This is a genomic window from Francisella orientalis FNO12 (genome assembly GCF_001042525.2).
GTDB classification, from domain to species: domain Bacteria; phylum Pseudomonadota; class Gammaproteobacteria; order Francisellales; family Francisellaceae; genus Francisella; species Francisella orientalis.
Map to the genome: position 1 here is coordinate 1110006 of NZ_CP011921.2, position 18464 is coordinate 1128469.

Below are 18464 nucleotides of genomic sequence, written 5' to 3' on the forward strand. Positions count from 1 at the left end.
ATGATTAGTATAAATAGAATAGACCATTTAGTATTGACCGTTAAAGATATTAATAAAACTGTTAATTTCTACACAAAACTTGGTATGAAAAAAGTAATTTTTAATAATGACAGAGTTGCGTTGCTTTTTAACAATCAAAAAATTAATTTACATTTATTAGGCAATGAAGTTGAACCAAAGGCACAAAATGTAAAAGAAGGAAGTGCCGATTTATGTTTTATTGTTAATAATGATATGAATGATCTTAAAATGAAATTGGATGAATTAAGAATTTCTATAGAAGAAGGAATAGTAAATAGAACAGGCGCTACAGGAAATATAAAATCTATTTATATTAGAGATCCCGATAAAAACTTAATTGAATTATCAAATTATTATAAAGAGCATAAAAATGGATAGTCTAAATTTAAATGTTATCAATGATGACGAACACCCCATACCTAATCAAGATTTACTAGAAAAATGTTTTGCTATTGTAGCTGATAAGCATAATATTTCACAAGCCGAAGTTAATGTGAGTATTGTATCAAATCAAGAAATACAGCAAATTAACAAGCAATTCCGTCACAAAGACAAACCGACAAATATTATCTCTTTTGAATTTGAAAAACCTGAAGGGCTACCAGAAGATATAGCTGCCAATTTTTGGGGAGATATTGTTATAGCTCCAGAAGTACTCAAAAAAGAAGCCAAAGAGCAAAATAAAAATTTAGATGCTCACTGGCAACATATTTTTATCCATGGATTATTACACTTACTAGGTTATGATCATATTGATGATATAGAAGCTGAGGAAATGGAAAATTTAGAGATTGAGTTACTGGCTGAATTAGGAATAGCCAATCCATACATTGAACAAGAGAATTAAAATGGCAGAAAATAATCATTTTATAAAAAGACTTACATCAAGCATTTTTAATATAAAAAGCGAAGATGCTCTTATTGATGCTATTAATAGAGCAGCTGATAATGAGGTTATTGATAAAACATCACAAAATATGCTAATCGGTGCTACAAAAATATCATCTTTAGATGTTGGTGACATTATGATTTCTCATACAAAAATAGTTGCTATAGATATGTCGATGTCAATTAATGAAATCCTAAAAAAAACTATAAACTCAAGCCATACTCGTTTGCCAGTTTATTGTAGAGATAAGTCAGAGATACTAGGTATACTACATTCAAAAAACTTATTAAAACTAATTTTTGAAAAAGAAATTGAATCTTCTGATGATGAAGAATTAGAAGCAGAAGATATAAAAACTATACTTCGCCCTGCTATTTTTATACCGGAAACAAAGAAACTTAATGCGATGCTAAAAGACTTTAAAAATAGTCAAAATCATATTGCCATGGTTGTTGATGAGTATGGTGCAATTTCTGGGTTAATAACCATTGAAGATGTCTTAGAAGAAATTGTTGGTGATATAGAAGATGAGTTTGATATTTCTAGTCAAAATATCATAAAAATTGTTGATGATAAGTTTATAATTGATGCTACGACTTCAATAGAAGATTTCAACGAATATTTTGCAACCTCGATAGATGATGATGGTGATTATGATACTATCGCAGGGATGATAATTCAGACTCTAGAAAGATTACCCGAAAAAGGCGATAGTATTGTTGTTGATGGCTTGAAATTTATAGTACAAGAAGCAGATAATAGAAAAATCATCAAAATTTTAGTAGAGAAATTTAAAAAGTAATGAAAAAGATTATTCTAAAAATCGCTCCACAAATAGTAAGTGGCGCCTTACTAACGTTGGCTTTTGCTCCATTTCGCATCGATGTATTAGCTGTTGTAGCTTTAGTAGCTTTTTTTTATTTATTAAATCGATCAGTTAGAATTCGTGACGCTTTTTTCGAATCTACGTTATTTGGAATAGGCTTTTTTGGTACTAGTATATCTTGGGTATATATAAGTATTCATCTATTTACCGAATCAGTAGCTGCTGGACTATCTGCTGCTATTGCATTAGTAATTTTACTTAGCTTCTTACATATAATACCTTTTGGTGTTTTTAGCCATATTCTCACACGTAAAGCTAATAACTTTTCTAAGCTATTAATTTATCCTGCATTGTGGACACTATTTGAGATTGTCAAAGCAAACCTTCTATGGGGAGGATTTCCTTGGGTTTCTCTTGGTTACTCACAGACAGAATCGCCTTTAATTTGGTATGCAAATATTGGTGGTGTCTATTTAGTAAGCTATATAATTGCTTTAATTGCTTGTCTAATAGTCTTTTTCATCTGTGACAACACTTCTACTAAGAAGACCATTAGTGTTGTAGCTATTATAGTAGCGTTATATTTAGGTGGTTATCTTATTAAATACAATCAACCTAAAACTCAAACGAATCAACCTAAAAAAGTAGTTTTGATCCAGGGCGATTTTGTCCAAGGATTTAAATGGGATCGTGATAACTTTGCAAAAATGCAAAAGTACTATCAACAAGCTGCATCTAAATATAAAGACTCCTTAATAATATTACCCGAAAATGCTATCCCTAATTATCGACAATTCATGAGTGAATATTTTAAAAATCTTACAAAATTAGCAAATAAAAATAATAATGCTATGCTCATAGGATCTTTAAGTGCTGATCAATCAACTGCTGGAACTAAAATTTATAATAGCTCGATCATTATTGGCAAAGGTGAGGGCATTTATAATAAACACCACTTAGTTCCATTTGGTGAATACTTTCCAATTAAGTTTTTTGGATATGTAGATAGTGTCGGTCTTAGTAGTTTTAACGCTGGTGATAATATTCAACCCATTATGACAGCCTTTGGCTCACCTATTGCTAATTTTATTTGCTATGAAGTTGCATATCCTGAGCAAATTAGAGATCAACTACAAGGGGCTAGACTTATTTCTATAATAAGTGATGACTCGTGGTTTGGTGACTCCATAGCACGTGAACAGCAGCTACAGATATCTCAAGTAAGAGCTATTGAGAATATCAAATATGTTCTTGCAACTACAAGTAATGGTATTACAGCAATTATCAACCCAGATGGAGTAATTGTCAAAGAACTACCTAAAGATACTCATGCATCGCTTGAGCAAACAGTGTATCTCAATAACTATCACTCTATTTGGATGAAAATTGGAATGACTCTAATTTTTGGACTTATAATACTTAGCTTAGTTGTTGGAATAATATTAAAAGAACTAACAAAGAAAGAAGACTAGTTTATAGAGGTAAGTAATAAATGAAAATAAGATATTTTTAGTTAGCATTTTTTGGCTTGCTCTAAGCTATAGTTTTGCCTCTAATATATATGAAAAAGATAATAATGGAGTACCAACTTTTTCTAACGAACCAACTAAAAACTCTAAAAAGCTCTATCTTGGAGGTATAAATGTAGTTAGTGTGCCTTCAAATTCTAATAAAATTACCATAAATAATAACTTCAATATTTCAAATCAAACTAATAGTAGCAGTAATAATAACAATCAATTAGAAAATAATTATTATTCAGGTTACTGTTCTCAATATTATAACAATTACTTATCATATAGCTATATTCCTTATAAGTGTGGATATTTATTCCATAGACCGTATTATGGATTAGATAATGCTGCTAACAGAATATGGGACAAATATAGATAGAGAAAAAACTGATCATTATATACAACAAAATATCAATGCTAATAGAATTACGCAAGCAGCACCACCAATTGGCATGAGAATAGCAGGAGGAAGAAGATAGATTTTGTAATGAAATCCTTTCCTGAATTTACCATGGCGACTAAAATTTAAACATATTGTTTAATATATCTTGAGAGTATCACAAATAATTACTAGATAGCATTTTGTTTAGAATAACTCTTCTATAGACTCTAACTACTAACTCATGACAATATGTTAAATTCAAATGAAACGTCTACTATTTACATCATTATCCTTAATTCCAACATTTTTACTAGCAAACACTACTCTAGATGACTCTTTTAAGAATCTGGAAAATAAATATCATGGTAAACTCGGTATATATACCGTCAATACAGATGATAAAACTAATATCAGCTACAATGAAAATTATCACTGCCCAATTTGTAGTGTTTTTAAATTTTTATTAGTTGGTGCAGTTCTATAATATGATATGCAAGACAAAGGTTTTTTAGATAAAAAAATTCTAATAACTCAAGACGATATTGGTACTCTAGGTTATGCTCCAGTAACAGGCAAAAATATTGGTAAAACTTTGATAATATCACAGCTCAATTATGCAGCTATTCTAAGTGATAATCCTGCAGCAAATATTCTTGTTAGAGAGATTAGAGGCTTAGAGAATCTCAACAAATTTGTAACAAAACTTGGAGATAAAGATACTATTATCAAAAATGATGAGCCTAAAATCAATCATACAAAGCCAGATAGTGATATCAACAAAACAACGCCCAAAGCTATAACTCAAGATATCTATAATCTAGCATTTGGTAATATTTTAGATAAAAAACATCGTGAAATCTTCATAGGATATTTACAAAAAAATAATACTGGTGCAAATAGAATAGCGTATAGTATGCCTAAAAATTGGACAATTGGTGATAAGACAAGAACTTGTGGAGAGTATGCAGCTACTAATGATGTAGCGATAATTTGGCCACAGGATAAACAACCTTTTGCTCTAAGTATTCTATATACAAACCTTAGTGATGTAAAAGCTCTGGGTAATCAAAAAATTATTCAACAAGCATCTAAGCTTACTGTAGATAACTTATCATATAATAGTTACAAATAAGATGTCCTCCTCATAGAAGAGACATTATTTATAACAGAATCTCTATCTTGAATATTCGTCAAGAAATGTAGTCCTGTACGCTGTTCAATATCCTTGATTGATACTCTATAATTTGCAATCTTTGTTTTCTCAACTCTTGCATTAGGCATTACAAAGGCTATGGCTTGGTTTTTAGAGGGTACATATATTATCTTAAAGAAATAATCAGGCACTGCTATTTTATTATCACCTATTGTTTTATATATCTTCTGTTTCTTATAGATAGGACCTGTATATACATAGATTGAATCATACATATTTGCCCAAATTCGCTCATCCGTCTCTAATCTCTCCCAACCTTGCCTATTCAAACCGGGTTTTTGAGGAGACATATTCGACAATAAAAATGACTCATCTGCAGACTTTTTACTAAAATCCATAGAAGCATAAGATGCCAAATGTCCTCTATCATAACCAGAGCGTGAATAATCATCTAATGTAGCTCGATAAACAAAAGGTATATCACTATCCTCTTTAAATTTATCATCTCTTTTTAGTTTATTAGCGACTTTTGACTTTGTAAGTTTAAATGCTACCCAACTCGCCTCTTTAGTTTGATAATTATAACCAACAACATAGCCATCACGACATAGGTAGAGATTTGACTGTCCTAACCCTTCTGTCACATCATAACTAGGATTACCATAAGCCAAAAAACCATGACAATAATCAGTTACAGCAGGCAGTGTTCTAACAGGTGAATACTGCTTAAGATTTTCAAATTGATTTATTTGCTGCTGCTGATCTTTTGCACTATCACTTTCAGAAAAGAATTTTGCAATTATATTTTGATTATCTTTAGCAGTATATTGCTTTAGTGGCTCGCTAGTAAAAAAGTTATATATTTTATAACGTAAATCTATAACTTTTTCTTTAATATCAAACTTATCAAATAGAAGTCCTGAAAAACCTCCACTAATAGTTAATATCAAAAATAATACTATCTTTACATAGCTAATTGACTTCTTATTATCTTTGTTAGAATTTTTATTTTTTGCTGACATGTTTACCTATTTTTTATCACAAAAACATCATTAGAAATTTTCATCTATATTAATTGAAAAATATTAGAAATAAAAAATTATTCAGCTATTTAATATGTCTTGTCTTGAATAATAAGAAATCTTTGACTTCTTGATCTCCGATTAATGGTAATACTTCTTTTCTAATTCTACTATAGTAATTGTTTATAGTTTTTTTCTCGGTATAAGTTAGCATCCATGTTTCAATCAACTTATATTCATAAGGTACTAATGTCAAATCCTCAAAACAATAAAAAGGTCCATGCCCCGTAGGAGAATCTTGATTACGTTGTTTTACATAACACAAGTTCTCAATTCTAATACCAAACTGACATGGAAAATATGCTCCTGGTTCATTACTTAGAATCATGCCGGGCATTAGCTCAACTTTAGAAGCCGAGTTTATACGTTGAGGTCCTTCATGCACACCTAAGAAACTACCCACTCCATGACCTGTTCCATGAGCATAATCTGAACAAAAATGCCATAAATGCTCACGTGCTAATACATCTAAGTGAGATCCTGTAGTTCCTTTTGGAAAGACTGACCTGCCTAAGCCCAGATGACCTTTTAAAACTAGTGTATAGTATCTTCTATGCTCATTAGATGGTCTACCGAAGTGAAGTACACGTGTAATATCAGTTGTTCCTTCTTTATACTGACCTCCAGAATCGCACAAAAGAGGTGCTTGATCATCAATTTTCTTTAGATTAACATCTCTCTTAGCTGAATAATGAATAATTGCACCATTAGCAGCATGACCAACAATATACAAGAAACTATCTTCAACATAACCTTTTTGCTTAGCACGAAACTCTCTGAGTTTTGCCATCGCATCAAGTTCATCTATCCCTTGATAGTTGTTCTCCATCCAATGCCACCACGAAATAAATGCAGCAGCATCTTTTTTATGAGCATCTTTTGATCCATTTATTTCAATAGGGTTTTTTAATGCCTTACTCAAAATTATTGGACTAGTGTCTTCGATAAGTTTACTATGCTCATTTTCTTTGATTGCTAATTTAACAGCATAACTTACAACATTACTATCAATAACAAACTTTGCAGCAAACTTTTTCAGATCGGCAAAGAACTCTTTATAGTCAAGAACGATCACATTATTTTGTTCAAAATGAGTATGAATCTCATCTGTAACTTTATCTTTATCAATATATAAGAAAGTACTTTCAACTGTAACTACCATATAGCAAACAGCCAATGGTGTATTTTTGATATCTCTACCTCTAATATTTAAAGTCCACATAATCGAGTCTAAGCTTGTTTCTATCAAACACTCTGCTTTGATAGACTTCAAATATGTTCTAAGATTTCTTAGTTTTGAATCAACCGTTTGACCAGCATATTGAATTTCGTGTACAAAAATATTTTCTTTAGGTATAGCAGTTTCTTGATTAAGCTCTTTTTGAGCTTGAGCTACCAGATTAGTATTATCAAAAACAATTTTACCATCAACTTTTTTTGCTATTGATAATAAATTTTCCGCTCTAGTAATACCTATTTTTTTTGGATCTATCGCAAGTGTTTTACTAGCTAAATTCTCTTCAAGCCACTCTTCTATTTTTGAAGAAAAAGCTGTTTGCTTTAATAATACAAATTCATTTTTATCAAGTTGATATTCTGCTTGAGTGAAATATCTACCATCGGTTGAAAGATAAGCTTTATCTAAACCTATAAGCACATCTCCTGCTGAACCATCAAATCCACTAATCCAGCTACGATATTGCCAGCACTCTGGAACATACTCATTATTATGATCATCTATAGAAGGGACTAAATAAAAATCATAGCCCTTTTCTTTTATTAATCTTCTTAAAACTTGTAATTTTCCAGACATTTTATCCCCATTAGATATATTTAAATTCATTCAAACCATACAAATGTAGCTTGTCTACCTGTAATACCCTCTTTGCGATAAGAGTAAAATCTTTTGTTACTGTAAGTACATAAGCCAGAGTCGACTATATCAAAACAGTGATTGTCATTTAATATCTGTCGGGCTACCATTCTCATATCAAAAAGATATTTATCTTCACTTTTTGAACGAAATGCTTGTCCATAAGCTTCATGCTGCTCTACAAATTTATCATGAACATCACGACCAACTTCATAGAAATTTCCAGAAATACAAGGACCAAACCAAGCTACTAGATCTAAGCCAACAAACTCTTTGAGAGTCTGCTCTAATATTCCTTGTAATAAGCCTCTCCAACCAGCATGAATAGCAGTTACTTTTGTTATCTTTTTATCAAAAAGTATTATAGGTAGACAATCTGCTGTCAAAACTACACAAGCTTGCTTAGGCTTATCTGTAACAATAGCATCACAGAAATCACCTCTATATTCATCAAAACTTGTGACAATATTTGTATGATTTTGCCTTAACCATTTAATATCAGCGTTGATGTAAGATCTAAATGAATTACGATTTTTTTCTACAGCTAAATGCTTATCACCAACATTATCGGCTAGATTAAATTTAGCATATTTATCTTTACTAAAGCCTTGCGTATTATTTGTATAACCTAGTTTAAGTCTAGCAAAAGGCGTATTTACAAAAACTACTGACATCCTCTTAAACTTACCTATTTTTTAGCGTAACAATTTTTAACATAATTCTCGACAATCTCTATAAACTCTTTTGAGATATTATCACCTCTGAGAGTATGAGCTTTTTTGCCATCTATAAATACTGGTGCCACAGGAGACTCTCCACTGCCTGGTAAACTAATACCAATATCAGCATTTTTTGACTCACCTGGACCATTTACAACACACCCCATCACAGCTACTTTCATAGCTTCAACACCATGATATTGGTCTTTCCATATATGCATTTTTTCATCTAAATGCTCTTTAACTGTACTAGTTAGCTCTCTAAAAAATGAGCTAGAAGTTCTTCCACAGCCTGGACAAGATGTCACACTTGGAGTAAATGTTCGCATACCAAGGCTTTGTAAAATCTCTCGACACACTCTAACCTCTTCTGTACGTGGAGCATTTGGTGCTGGAGTTAGTGATACACGTATAGTGTTCCCTATACCTTGTTGTAACAATATTCCCAAGCTAACAGCACTAGCAACAATACCTTTTGTACCCATACCAGCTTCAGTCAGCCCTAAGTGTAGAGTATAATCACACTCTTTAGCAAGCTTTTGATACACCGCTACTAAGTCTTGAACTTCACTAACTTTACATGAGATGATGATTTTATCTTTTGCTAAACCAAGCTCTTGTGCATATTTTGCGCTTTCTAATGCTGAAGTAATAATCGCTTTGTGCATTATTTGCTGCAATGTTAGCGGATTTTCTTGAGCATTATTCTCATCAATTAGCCTAGCTAATAATGCCTGATCTAAACTTCCCCAGTTAACCCCAATACGAACAGGCTTATCATTTGCAATCGCAATTTTGATAATCTCTGCAAACTGAGTGTCCTTCTTCTTACCAAAACCCACATTACCTGGATTTATACGATATTTTGCTAGTACCTTTGCACACTCTGGATATTTACTAAGTAAAGTATGACCATTGTAATGAAAGTCACCAACTAGAGGTACATGACAATCGTGCTTTGCTAACTCTTTAACAATATCTGGTACAGCGGCAGCCGCTGTCTCATCATTAACGGTAATTCTAACTATCTCGCTACCTGCTTTATGAAGAGCTAAAATTTGTTTAACTGTCTTTTCAATATCCGCAGTATATGTATCTGTCATCGATTGGACAACAACAGGATTATCTCCGCCAATTAAGACATCTCCTACTCTTACAACATTTGTTTTACTCATATAAGAACCTCCAAATTATATTTATATTTTTAAATAATTTAACGAAAAGTTATATAATGTAAGATTATATCATTATAAATATTAATTTTCATAAGTTATGAACTTTAAAGAATTAGAAAATTACTTAAATAACTACTTTGATATTGCTCAATTCAAAGACTATTGCCCAAATGGTCTACAAATTCAAGGGGATAGAGATATCAAAAAAGTTGTCACCGGCGTCACAGCATGTCAGGCACTTATAGACCAAGCTGTAAAAGAGAATACTGATGCTATTATTGTACATCATGGTTATTTTTGGAAAGGTGAAAGTTACCCTATCATAGGTATGAAGTATGAGCGTATCTCAAAACTTATAAAAAATGGTATACACCTATTTGGTTATCACTTACCTCTAGATGGACATTCTAAAATAGGTAATAATGTCTTATTAGCAAAAAAGCTAAATCTTACAAATCTAGAGTTTTTTGAAACGGGTTCTAAACCTGATATTTCAGTGATAGGTAACTGTGATTTAGATTTAGATAGTTTTAGCAATTTAATAGAAAATAAACTTGATAGAAAACCAACTGTAATTGCTACAAAACATCAAAATAAAAAAGTAGCTATTTGTACTGGTGGAGCACAAGACTATATTGAATATGCATATCAGGCCGGAGCTAGCACTTTTATATCAGGAGAAATCTCTGAAAAAACAACACATACTGCTCGAGAACTAGGTATTAACTATATAGCAGCTGGACATCATGCCACTGAAAAAGAGGGTGTTAAGACTATTGCTGAATTACTTAAACAAGAGTTTGCTTTAGATACAAAATTTATAGATATAGATAATCCGGCATAGCCATACTTATTATTTCTTAGGTAATTCTTGGGAGATACCATTAGGGAATCCTCTATAAGAGATAATAGTTTTATCATTATTAGGGTTAATAATTCTATCTATGTATCCCAAAAATTTAGTGTTATCGGTTCCTAATCCATACGCTAAACTATCCCAGTTTATTTTTTTTATCTTTGACAGTAATATTTTGATCTGCCCATGATGTTTCAGCTAAACCAGTCATTTTAGGAAATTCCATATACCATAAATGATTAGCATTATTGATATTCTCTGACCACAGCGCTCCTTCTAAACCTTTTATATTTTTAGCTGCTTTTGCTGATAAACTTGTAATTGTGGTTTTTGAATCTAAAGCACTATTTAAAGCAGCATGAGTATCTGCATATTTCGTAGCCCAATAAAAACCAGGTTCCCAAATATCAGGACTATACGTTAAATCAAAATATGTATCATCAGCATACGCCAATACTGTAGAGTAACCAGACTTTGCAAGTTGCTGTGCTTCACTATAACCTGAGCTGTTAAATGCACTCCAAACCCAAATATATCCGGTTTTATTAGAAGGTATTGAATTTTTATCAATACCTCCTGCTAAATTTCCATTAGGATCATTTTGAACTGTTTGCTGCCATCCAGATATTCTTAGATTAGTATTTTGTTGCAACTCTTTGAAGAATTTATGCAACTTTTCTAATGCGTTTAAATCTTTTTGATTCTCACATGTTGATTCATTAGTCCAAGCATCAACGGAAACTTCATCACTACCTACACTAATTTGTGGCTCAAAATATACTGTACTCTGATTATCAAAAAGTTTGTATATCTCAGTTATAATCTGATCAATTTTAGCTGTAAAAAGTTCTCCTTGTGTATTTGCATGATTATATAAACATACTGGTAAAACATCATCATAATATCCTTGTACACTTATATAGTCACTTTTATCAGATTTATTAATAAATATATCAGGTGCTGAATCAATTAGTGCTTTAGCATGACCTGACAAATCTATTTCAGGAATAACTGTTATTTGTCTAGCATTTGTATAACTAATAATCTCTTGAATATCTTTTTTTGAATAATATCCCTCATAAATCGTTGCACTGTTGGGTAATTAGGCGATATAATATTGCCATCTTTTATTTTCTGATTAAAGTAGTTTGATTTATCTAAATTTGCTTGTTGATACATTTGTACCGGAATAGTTGAGCTATCATTATATCCTCTTGTACTGGCTCTTTTAACATCTACACTATTCTAGAGCTAGCCTAAAACCTCCATCATCAGAAAAGTGAATATGTAGAGTATTTAACTTTTGGCTTGCCATAGCATCAATTAGTGTTTTATTGTCTGAACACTAAAGTAATGTCTAGCGATATCTAGCAGTATACCTCTATACTGAAATCTTGGTTGATCTTTGATTGTTACTTGAGGAAATATCAACATATTACTACTATTTTTACTACCAACATTATCTTTTTGATAAAGGTTTCTCAGGGTTTGGATAGCATAGAGTAAACCAGCACTTGTCTGGTATCTAGTATAGATTTTATTATCAATTATTTTTAAAATATAACCTTCTTTATTTTTAATTGATAAGTCTTTTTCATGAATAATACTCGCATATTTTTTATCAGTAACTGCTTTTAAATCATTAGTTGCAATCTTATCTGTTTTAAAATATTGATTTAACAATTTGATATTCTGCTTACTATCAGAATCATCCGTATATACTCCATTATCTAAATTTATATTTTGCTTTGAGCCAATATCACTAATACTTAGAGGCTTTGGTATCAGATGATATTGATTTGCAAATTCAGAAGAATTACTGGCAATTGAGTTATCAACATATAATTGTAACTTTTGTTGGATTTCCATATCAATCTTAGTAGGATCATAGCTCTGAATACTTAAAATTTCCTTAGTATCTTTAGATATATAAGCATCTAGATTAGCATTGGAAGTTATTACACTCCCTTTAAAGTCAATTAAAAAGAAACTCTGAGGAAAAGATGATATATTACTAGGAGACCATTGGTTATTATTCTCGAAACTAAATCTATATGTATGCGCTGCCTCTAGTTCAAAATCAGAAATAGTTCTAAATAAATTACTATACCCATCCGCATATATCGGCATAGTAATCAGATTATCTGTTTTTTTAACATAAATTAAATTTGCCGATTTTTTTAGTATTTAAATCAGTTACCTTAAGAGAAAGATCAGAATTTACTTCTTTAGATGAATTATAAGTTCTTGGCATATAAAAACCAATTTCCTGATTGATTTTGATTAACTTTGATATCAATACTCATATCAAAATTCTGATTATTTTGACTGATATTTTTTATTTGAATTTTTTGTACATCAAAATTAGTTGCAAATCCACTATTTAAGTAAACACTATGAACCAAGTAATACAGCTATTAAATTCTTTTTCATATATGCCTTATATCAAATTGAATAAATTTAAAATGGATAATACTTAATAAAGATATTATCTAAACTATTTGATTATTGAAAATAAAAGATGAGAAAGAATATAAAATTAGTAAAAGTTATTTGATAAAACCTTGTTCGATTTCTTCTAGAGTACGTCCATTTGTTTTTGGTACAAATTTAAACGCGATAAAGCTATACACCAAAGTACATACTCCACATATACCTAAAATTACACCGTAATTTCCATTAAAATGTTGAGTAATAGGCATAACAGACGAAGCTAAAATTGCAGAAGCCATACTATTTAAGAATAGTGCGACAGCTAAACCTTTACTTCTAATATTTGTAGGTAATAACTCAGACATGATAACCCATATATATGCTCCTGGACCGATTGCAAAGAAAAATATATATAATACGAAACCAACAAGTAATACCATACCTTTTGCTGAAGTATCAGGCATAGCATACATTAAAACTGCTAGAGTAAGTAAGACTATAGAAACCATTAAAGTTCCAAAAGTAATTACAAATTTCCTCTCTATTTTATCAGCTATAACTACGGCTATAATTGTTGTCACAAAGTTAAGACCCGTAATTGCAACGCCACCAACAACAGCTGCATATACAGAACCTAAGCCTGTTTCTTTTAGCATCGTAGGAGCGTATTGTAAGATACTGTTAATCCCAGTCATTTGAGCTAAAATTGCAACTGAGAATACTATAAGCATTGGCATTAAATAATGTATTTTTGTAAGACTCGATAATAAACTACCTTCATTTTTAGTTTTCTCAATCAAAGCTTTAACTTCTTGCATTTGCTGTTTTGCTGCATCTACACCTATAGTTTCTGATAAGATTTTTTCTGCTTCTAGCTCTCTGTTTTTCATAATCAGCCATCTAGGAGATTTAATTAGTAAAAACCCTCCTATAAATACAATCAGACCAGGAATTAAAGCTGTAAGAAACATATTTCTCCAGTCACCAGTTTCTAAACCAGTTACAGGATCATTTGATATAAACAATAAGCTTACTGCAACAGATATTAATATTCCTGCTGTGAGAAATAGCTGAAAACATGTGACGGCTAAACCGCGAATCATACTAGGCACAGATTCTGTCAAATATAGCGGAACTGTTATAGATATAAAACCAACTGCTACGCCTTGAACTAATCTTGAAAATAAAAGGAAATTATAACTCTCAGCAGAATAAATCATGAATACTGATATTACGAATATTAATCCAGACGCAGTAATAATATTTTTTCTTCCAAAAATATCCGCTAATATACCACCTATAAGAATTGCAAAGGCTCCACCAAATAAAACTGAACCTCCTAAAAATGATTCTTGTGCTGCAGTCATACCCAATTCAGATTTGATAAAAGGTAAAGCACCGCCTATTATACCTATATCATATCCGTACAACATTCCACCCATTGCTGAGAAGAATATAATCATAAACACTTTAAGCTTATTAGCTTCTTTCATTCTTTTCTCCTTTAAAAAATAAAGTCATCAGTAAATTATCATTTCAAAATAAATTAAACAGTTTCTGTAACTTTTTTTAGATTACTTGGACTATCTGGGTTATATCCTAATGACAGCGCTAATTCATTTACCATTAGATAAAACTTCTGCAATAGAACTATAGTTTCAAGAATTAGATGAGTTTTTACATCTACATATAAGTGAACTTTTGCACTAGAATCATTATCTGTCGTAGCAAATACAGTTCTAACTCCTAAGTCAGACATTCGCTTAACAATCTCTCGAGTACCTTGAGCACTTTCATCATGCTGCAAAATAGTAAATGTTGTAAAAGTTTGATTCATAAGTGCAAATGGGCCATGCAACACCTCAGCAGAACTAAATGCCTCAGCGTGTATTCCACAAGTTTCTTTAAACTTCAAAGCCATCTCTTGGACTATTGGAAATCCAAAGCCTCTTCCGATAACAAACATATTTTTACTTTTTTTAAGCTCTTGTATTGCTGGAGTCCAATCAGAATTCAAGCTTTTCTCTAGTGCTTGTGGAAGATTATTTAAACTATCCAATAAAGCTTGATCTTGGTTATATTCAGCTACAATACTTACTAGCGCTACTAAAGAGGTTATTACACTCTTAGTCGCTGCAACTGCATTTTCTGCATCAGCTCTTACAGGCAATACCAAATCAGCACTATCTGCTAAAGGAGATTTCTCAACATTCACTATAGCTAAAGTAATACATCCAGCTTTTTTACAACCGTCAAGTGCTAGACGCAAATCTGGACTACCTCCAGATTGTGATATACCTATAGCTAATGTATGTTCATCACCTATATTTTTGTTATAAATAGTTGTTATAGATGGTGGTAACGAAGAAACACTAAATCCAAGTTGTGTTTCAAATAAATACTTTGCATAATTCGCTACACAATCAGAACTGCCTCTCGCTACAGTAATAACTCTTTTAATATTTTTTTCCTTAAGAGTTTTAACTATAGTTTTAACAATATCTTTATTAAGTTTAAGTTGATTAGCAACTTTCTCGAAGCTACTACTAGCCTCTTGATGCATAAGAGTTTTTGTCATATTAACTGATGAAATAAAAATTACAGGTAATCGATTATAAGCTTGTTTTTTTTATTTTTACAACAAAAAAACATCTATCAAATTTAAACTGTCATTATTAATTTTTGATAACTTACCTCTCCGCCATTTACTATGTATACCAAATTAGTAAACCATGTTAAAATTCTTCTCTACAACTTTCTATAATAGGTTTTAAATATGGTAATTTTACTTATAATCTCAATCGCCTTATTAATATACTTACACATTAAGCAGGTTAGTTTTAATTTTAGAACAATATTAGCTCTAGCTACTGGAATAATTATTGGCATTATCTATAACTCGACTGATAGCTATAGCAATAGTTTCATCCAGATTAGTAATATATTGGGTGACGGTTATATTTCTTTACTTAAGATGCTAATTATACCTATTGTTCTGACATCTATTATCCATTCAATAGTAAATCTAAAAAACTATGAAGGCTATTATGTTATAAAATTTGCATATAAAACAATAGCAATACTACTTATATTAACTGGGGTAAGTGCTGCTATAGGAGCTACTGTTGCTATCATAATGAATTTAGGTCATGGTATAGATATCGCATCTATTACAGGCAATGTTGCTAAAGATATAAAAACATCAAGCATATCTGAGACTGTCTTAGGATTTTTACCTGAAAATATTTTCCATCAGATGGATAATAATAATGTAATGGCTGTAGTTATATTTGCGATACTTCTTGGCTTCTCAATGCTAATAGCTCATCGTGAAGATAGTAAACTAGCAGCTCCTTTCATCAGTTTTGTAGATTCAGCATTTTTCGTAATAAAGAAATTAGCTAGAATGATTATTGCTATCACACCTTATGGTGTACTTGGATTGATGATACAAATGAGCATAGAGCTAGATAATAATAGCATTTCTACAGTTTTATATTTTATCTTCACTTGCTACATAGCATTAGCAATTGTTCTAATAATGCATATTATTCTATTAGTCATATTTAGAACTAACATTGTCAGATTCTACAAAAGTATTTGGAAAGCTATGTTAGTTGCTGCTACATCTAGATCTAGTATGGGCACTCTACCGTTATCAATAGATGGTTTAAACAAATACGGTACTACCTGTAGTATTGCTACATTTGCACCAACTATGGGTACTACTCTAGGTATGAATGGTTGTGCTGGGGTATTTCCTGCAGTGCTAGCAATAATGGCAATGAATGCTACAGGTGTAGATATCACATTTTCAACTGTGATATTGATTTCATTAATCTGTATGTTGGCTTCACTAGGTGTATCTGGAATTCCAGGTACAGCATTTGTTGCTGCGGGTGTCGTTTTTTCTTACTTTGGGCTACCTTGGCAAATGATTGCTTTAATCATCGGTGTTGACACTATTATCGATAGCTTTAGAACTCCCCTAAATATTCATGGTACTATGACAACAGCTATTATCGTAGATAAAACTACCAAAGCTTCTTAACACGCTAATATTTAATAAACTATTTAAGTACCACAAAAAGTAAATCTAACTTTCTCTTGTTCTAGAGGTTCTGCGATATATTTCTTAGTGAGAGCATTTAATTCATATGGTGTTTCAAGTGCTGTCACTAGACTTTGAAGAATGCTAAAATTACCATTCTCTGCAAACTCAAGTGCTTTTTCAACTTGATGATTACGTGGAATTATTACTGGATTAGATTGCATCATACTTTCGAAATTGATATCGCAATTGACATATTTATCTAACCAATCTTTTAAGCCTTTATTTCGCAAGTGATCAAAATCATTATAGCTTAGATTATAGAACGTATTTGTATAATCTAACTTATGCTTAAACATATCAACGAGTAAATCTAAAATAGTTTCATCATCACTACTGCTAATACCCAATTTACTAAGAAACATTTGTCTCCATTTTTGCTTATAAATTTCTGAATAACTTTGCAGTTTATCTTGAGCTAATTTAATAGCTTCATCCTCATCCTGTGAGATAAGTTTCAATAAACTTTCTGCTAGTCTTGCAATATTCCAGCCAGCGATTGATGCTTGATTAGCAAACGCATATCTTCCATCTCGATCTATTGAACTAAAAACAGTATCAGGATCATAAGTATCCATAAATGCACAAGGTCCATAGTCAATAGTTTCGCCTGAGATAGTCATATTATCAGTATTCATAACCCCATGAATAAAACCTACTCTTTCCCATTGTGTTATTAAAGTTGTCTGTTTATCAATGACATAATCAAGTAAGCTCAAAGCTTTATTATCAGTGTATGGAATATTATGTCTAATAATCGTATAGTCTAATAACTCTTGGTTATAACTCTCCCCAAGCATAGCCGCATACTGAAAAGTACCTACTCTAATGTGACTACTTGCAACTCTAAGAGCTATTGCTCCTTGTTGTAATTTACTTCTTTGAATATTTTCACCTGTTGATATCACAGCTAAAATTCGGCTAGTGGGTATGCATAAATCATACATAGCTTCACTAACTATATATTCTCTAAGCATTGGCGCTAAAGCTGCTTTGCCATCACCACCTCGAGAGAACTTAGTTAAACCTGCTCCTTTTAAATGAAAATCAACCAGCTCTCCATTTGCTTTTTTGTACTCACCAATTAAGATAGCTCGACCGTCTCCTAGCATTGTAAAATTACCAAACTGATGACCTACATAAGCTTGGGAAATTGGCTTTTTACCATTATAACCTAAGAAAGTTTTTAATAATTCTTGCTCTGATTTACCTTCTAAATCTAAACCTAAATCCTTGGCTAAACAATCATTTACAATCAGTAACTTTGCATCAGGATATCTATACACTTTTTGTTCTGAATAAAATTTATCAGATAAATCTATATAGCTATATTGAAAATCAATCATAAAATCTAAACTTTACCATTTTGGTATAATTTTAACAGAGTATAGATAATAACACAGCTTTTAAGGTAAAATAGATATTATAAG

The 18464-nt window shown here is 31.4% G+C and carries 17 protein-coding genes and 2 pseudogenes; 8 read left to right on the forward strand and 11 right to left on the reverse strand.

Translation table 11 applies throughout. The features are described from left to right. From FNO12_RS05715 to bla, 6 genes and pseudogenes are all read left to right on the forward strand, one after another. On the forward strand, window positions 1–399 hold the full coding sequence (locus tag FNO12_RS05715; protein WP_014715591.1) for a VOC family protein: 399 nt from the start codon (window positions 1–3) through the stop codon (window positions 397–399). Continuing rightward, window positions 392–868 (forward strand): rRNA maturation RNase YbeY, encoded by a 477-nt coding sequence (gene ybeY, locus FNO12_RS05720; RefSeq protein ID WP_014715590.1) that lies wholly within the window; start codon window positions 392–394, stop codon window positions 866–868. The genes FNO12_RS05715 and ybeY overlap by 8 nt, the downstream gene beginning before the upstream one ends. 1 nt (window position 869) lies before the next feature. Further along, the gene (locus FNO12_RS05725; RefSeq protein WP_014715589.1) at window positions 870–1712 is read left to right on the forward strand and encodes a CorC family transporter; all 843 of its coding nucleotides are present in this window, start codon (window positions 870–872) and stop codon (window positions 1710–1712) included. After that, the gene (gene lnt / locus FNO12_RS05730) at window positions 1712–3208 is read left to right on the forward strand and encodes an apolipoprotein N-acyltransferase (protein ID WP_014715588.1); all 1497 of its coding nucleotides are present in this window, start codon (window positions 1712–1714) and stop codon (window positions 3206–3208) included. The genes FNO12_RS05725 and lnt overlap by 1 nt, the downstream gene beginning before the upstream one ends. Window positions 3209–3594: 386 nt before the next feature. Further along, entirely contained in the window at window positions 3595–3729 is a 135-nt protein-coding gene (locus tag FNO12_RS10730) for a hypothetical protein (protein ID WP_014715587.1), read from the forward strand. A gap of 165 nt (window positions 3730–3894) precedes the next feature. Further along, window positions 3895–4764, forward strand: a pseudogene (bla, locus tag FNO12_RS05740) (class A beta-lactamase). Here bla and FNO12_RS05745 read toward each other — a convergent pair. From FNO12_RS05745 to ispG, 4 genes are all read right to left on the reverse strand, one after another. Continuing rightward, window positions 4755–5807: a DNA/RNA non-specific endonuclease gene (locus FNO12_RS05745; RefSeq protein ID WP_014715586.1), complete on the reverse strand. Its 1053-nt coding sequence runs from the start codon at window positions 5805–5807 to the stop codon at window positions 4755–4757. The pseudogene bla and the gene FNO12_RS05745 sit on opposite strands and share 10 nt — an antisense overlap. An 85-nt stretch (window positions 5808–5892) precedes the next feature. Continuing rightward, complete coding sequence (locus FNO12_RS05750; RefSeq protein ID WP_174805275.1) at window positions 5893–7680, reverse strand: aminopeptidase P family protein; 1788 nt, start codon at window positions 7678–7680, stop codon at window positions 5893–5895. Window positions 7681–7706: 26 nt separating this feature from the next. Beyond that, window positions 7707–8414, reverse strand: coding sequence for a peptidoglycan editing factor PgeF (gene pgeF, locus FNO12_RS05755; RefSeq protein WP_014715584.1), 708 nt, complete (start codon window positions 8412–8414; stop codon window positions 7707–7709). Window positions 8415–8428: 14 nt separating this feature from the next. After that, window positions 8429–9634 carry a flavodoxin-dependent (E)-4-hydroxy-3-methylbut-2-enyl-diphosphate synthase gene (gene ispG, locus FNO12_RS05760; RefSeq protein WP_014715583.1) on the reverse strand — a complete coding sequence of 402 codons (1206 nt, stop codon included), beginning with the start codon at window positions 9632–9634 and terminating at the stop codon, window positions 8429–8431. 97 nt (window positions 9635–9731) lie between these two features. Here ispG and FNO12_RS05765 point away from each other — a divergent pair, with 97 nt between their 5' ends. Next, the gene (locus FNO12_RS05765; protein WP_014715582.1) at window positions 9732–10478 is read left to right on the forward strand and encodes a Nif3-like dinuclear metal center hexameric protein; all 747 of its coding nucleotides are present in this window, start codon (window positions 9732–9734) and stop codon (window positions 10476–10478) included. A 250-nt stretch (window positions 10479–10728) separates the two neighbouring features. Here the strand turns inward: FNO12_RS05765 and FNO12_RS10735 are convergent. From FNO12_RS10735 to FNO12_RS05790, 6 genes and pseudogenes are all read right to left on the reverse strand, one after another. Next, a pseudogene (locus FNO12_RS10735) lies at window positions 10729–11574 on the reverse strand (family 20 glycosylhydrolase); the annotation flags it as partial. A 156-nt stretch (window positions 11575–11730) separates the two neighbouring features. Then, a complete protein-coding gene (locus FNO12_RS11770; protein WP_071794885.1) occupies window positions 11731–11805 on the reverse strand; it encodes a family 20 glycosylhydrolase in 75 nt (24 codons plus the stop codon). Window positions 11806–11813: 8 nt separating this feature from the next. Further along, a complete protein-coding gene (locus FNO12_RS10740) occupies window positions 11814–12620 on the reverse strand; it encodes a glycoside hydrolase family 20 zincin-like fold domain-containing protein (protein WP_030005652.1) in 807 nt (268 codons plus the stop codon). A gap of 107 nt (window positions 12621–12727) precedes the next feature. After that, window positions 12728–12895 carry a hypothetical protein gene (locus FNO12_RS10745; protein ID WP_030005653.1) on the reverse strand — a complete coding sequence of 56 codons (168 nt, stop codon included), beginning with the start codon at window positions 12893–12895 and terminating at the stop codon, window positions 12728–12730. Window positions 12896–13039: 144 nt separating this feature from the next. Beyond that, window positions 13040–14416, reverse strand: coding sequence for a sugar porter family MFS transporter (locus FNO12_RS05785; RefSeq protein WP_014715581.1), 1377 nt, complete (start codon window positions 14414–14416; stop codon window positions 13040–13042). 53 nt (window positions 14417–14469) lie between these two features. Continuing rightward, the gene (locus FNO12_RS05790; protein ID WP_014715580.1) at window positions 14470–15501 is read right to left on the reverse strand and encodes an SIS domain-containing protein; all 1032 of its coding nucleotides are present in this window, start codon (window positions 15499–15501) and stop codon (window positions 14470–14472) included. Between the two features lie 198 nt (window positions 15502–15699). Between FNO12_RS05790 and FNO12_RS05795 the strand changes: the two genes are divergently transcribed. Then, window positions 15700–16974, forward strand: a complete 1275-nt coding sequence (locus FNO12_RS05795; RefSeq protein WP_014715579.1) for a dicarboxylate/amino acid:cation symporter — start codon at window positions 15700–15702, stop codon at window positions 16972–16974. Between the two features lie 23 nt (window positions 16975–16997). On the opposite strand, the gene FNO12_RS05800 is transcribed toward FNO12_RS05795, so the two are convergent. Beyond that, a complete protein-coding gene (locus tag FNO12_RS05800; RefSeq protein ID WP_014715578.1) occupies window positions 16998–18380 on the reverse strand; it encodes a protein adenylyltransferase SelO in 1383 nt (460 codons plus the stop codon). Window positions 18381–18464 lie beyond the last annotated feature (84 nt).

Coding starts and splice junctions, on each gene's coding strand:
- FNO12_RS05725 (WP_014715589.1), top strand. CDS start 870: ATGGCAGAAAATAATCATTTTATAAAAAGACTTACATCAAGCATTTTT.
- lnt (WP_014715588.1), top strand. CDS start 1,712: ATGAAAAAGATTATTCTAAAAATCGCTCCACAAATAGTAAGTGGCGCC.
- ispG (WP_014715583.1), bottom strand. CDS start 9,634: ATGAGTAAAACAAATGTTGTAAGAGTAGGAGATGTCTTAATTGGCGGA.
- FNO12_RS05715 (WP_014715591.1), top strand. CDS start 1: ATGATTAGTATAAATAGAATAGACCATTTAGTATTGACCGTTAAAGAT.
- FNO12_RS05790 (WP_014715580.1), bottom strand. CDS start 15,501: ATGACAAAAACTCTTATGCATCAAGAGGCTAGTAGTAGCTTCGAGAAA.
- FNO12_RS10740 (WP_030005652.1), bottom strand. CDS start 12,620: ATGCCGATATATGCGGATGGGTATAGTAATTTATTTAGAACTATTTCT.
- FNO12_RS10730 (WP_014715587.1), top strand. CDS start 3,595: ATGCTGCTAACAGAATATGGGACAAATATAGATAGAGAAAAAACTGAT.
- FNO12_RS05745 (WP_014715586.1), bottom strand. CDS start 5,807: ATGTCAGCAAAAAATAAAAATTCTAACAAAGATAATAAGAAGTCAATT.
- FNO12_RS05800 (WP_014715578.1), bottom strand. CDS start 18,380: ATGATTGATTTTCAATATAGCTATATAGATTTATCTGATAAATTTTAT.
- FNO12_RS05795 (WP_014715579.1), top strand. CDS start 15,700: ATGGTAATTTTACTTATAATCTCAATCGCCTTATTAATATACTTACAC.
- FNO12_RS05785 (WP_014715581.1), bottom strand. CDS start 14,416: ATGAAAGAAGCTAATAAGCTTAAAGTGTTTATGATTATATTCTTCTCA.
- ybeY (WP_014715590.1), top strand. CDS start 392: ATGGATAGTCTAAATTTAAATGTTATCAATGATGACGAACACCCCATA.
- FNO12_RS05765 (WP_014715582.1), top strand. CDS start 9,732: ATGAACTTTAAAGAATTAGAAAATTACTTAAATAACTACTTTGATATT.
- FNO12_RS05750 (WP_174805275.1), bottom strand. CDS start 7,680: ATGTCTGGAAAATTACAAGTTTTAAGAAGATTAATAAAAGAAAAGGGC.
- pgeF (WP_014715584.1), bottom strand. CDS start 8,414: ATGTCAGTAGTTTTTGTAAATACGCCTTTTGCTAGACTTAAACTAGGT.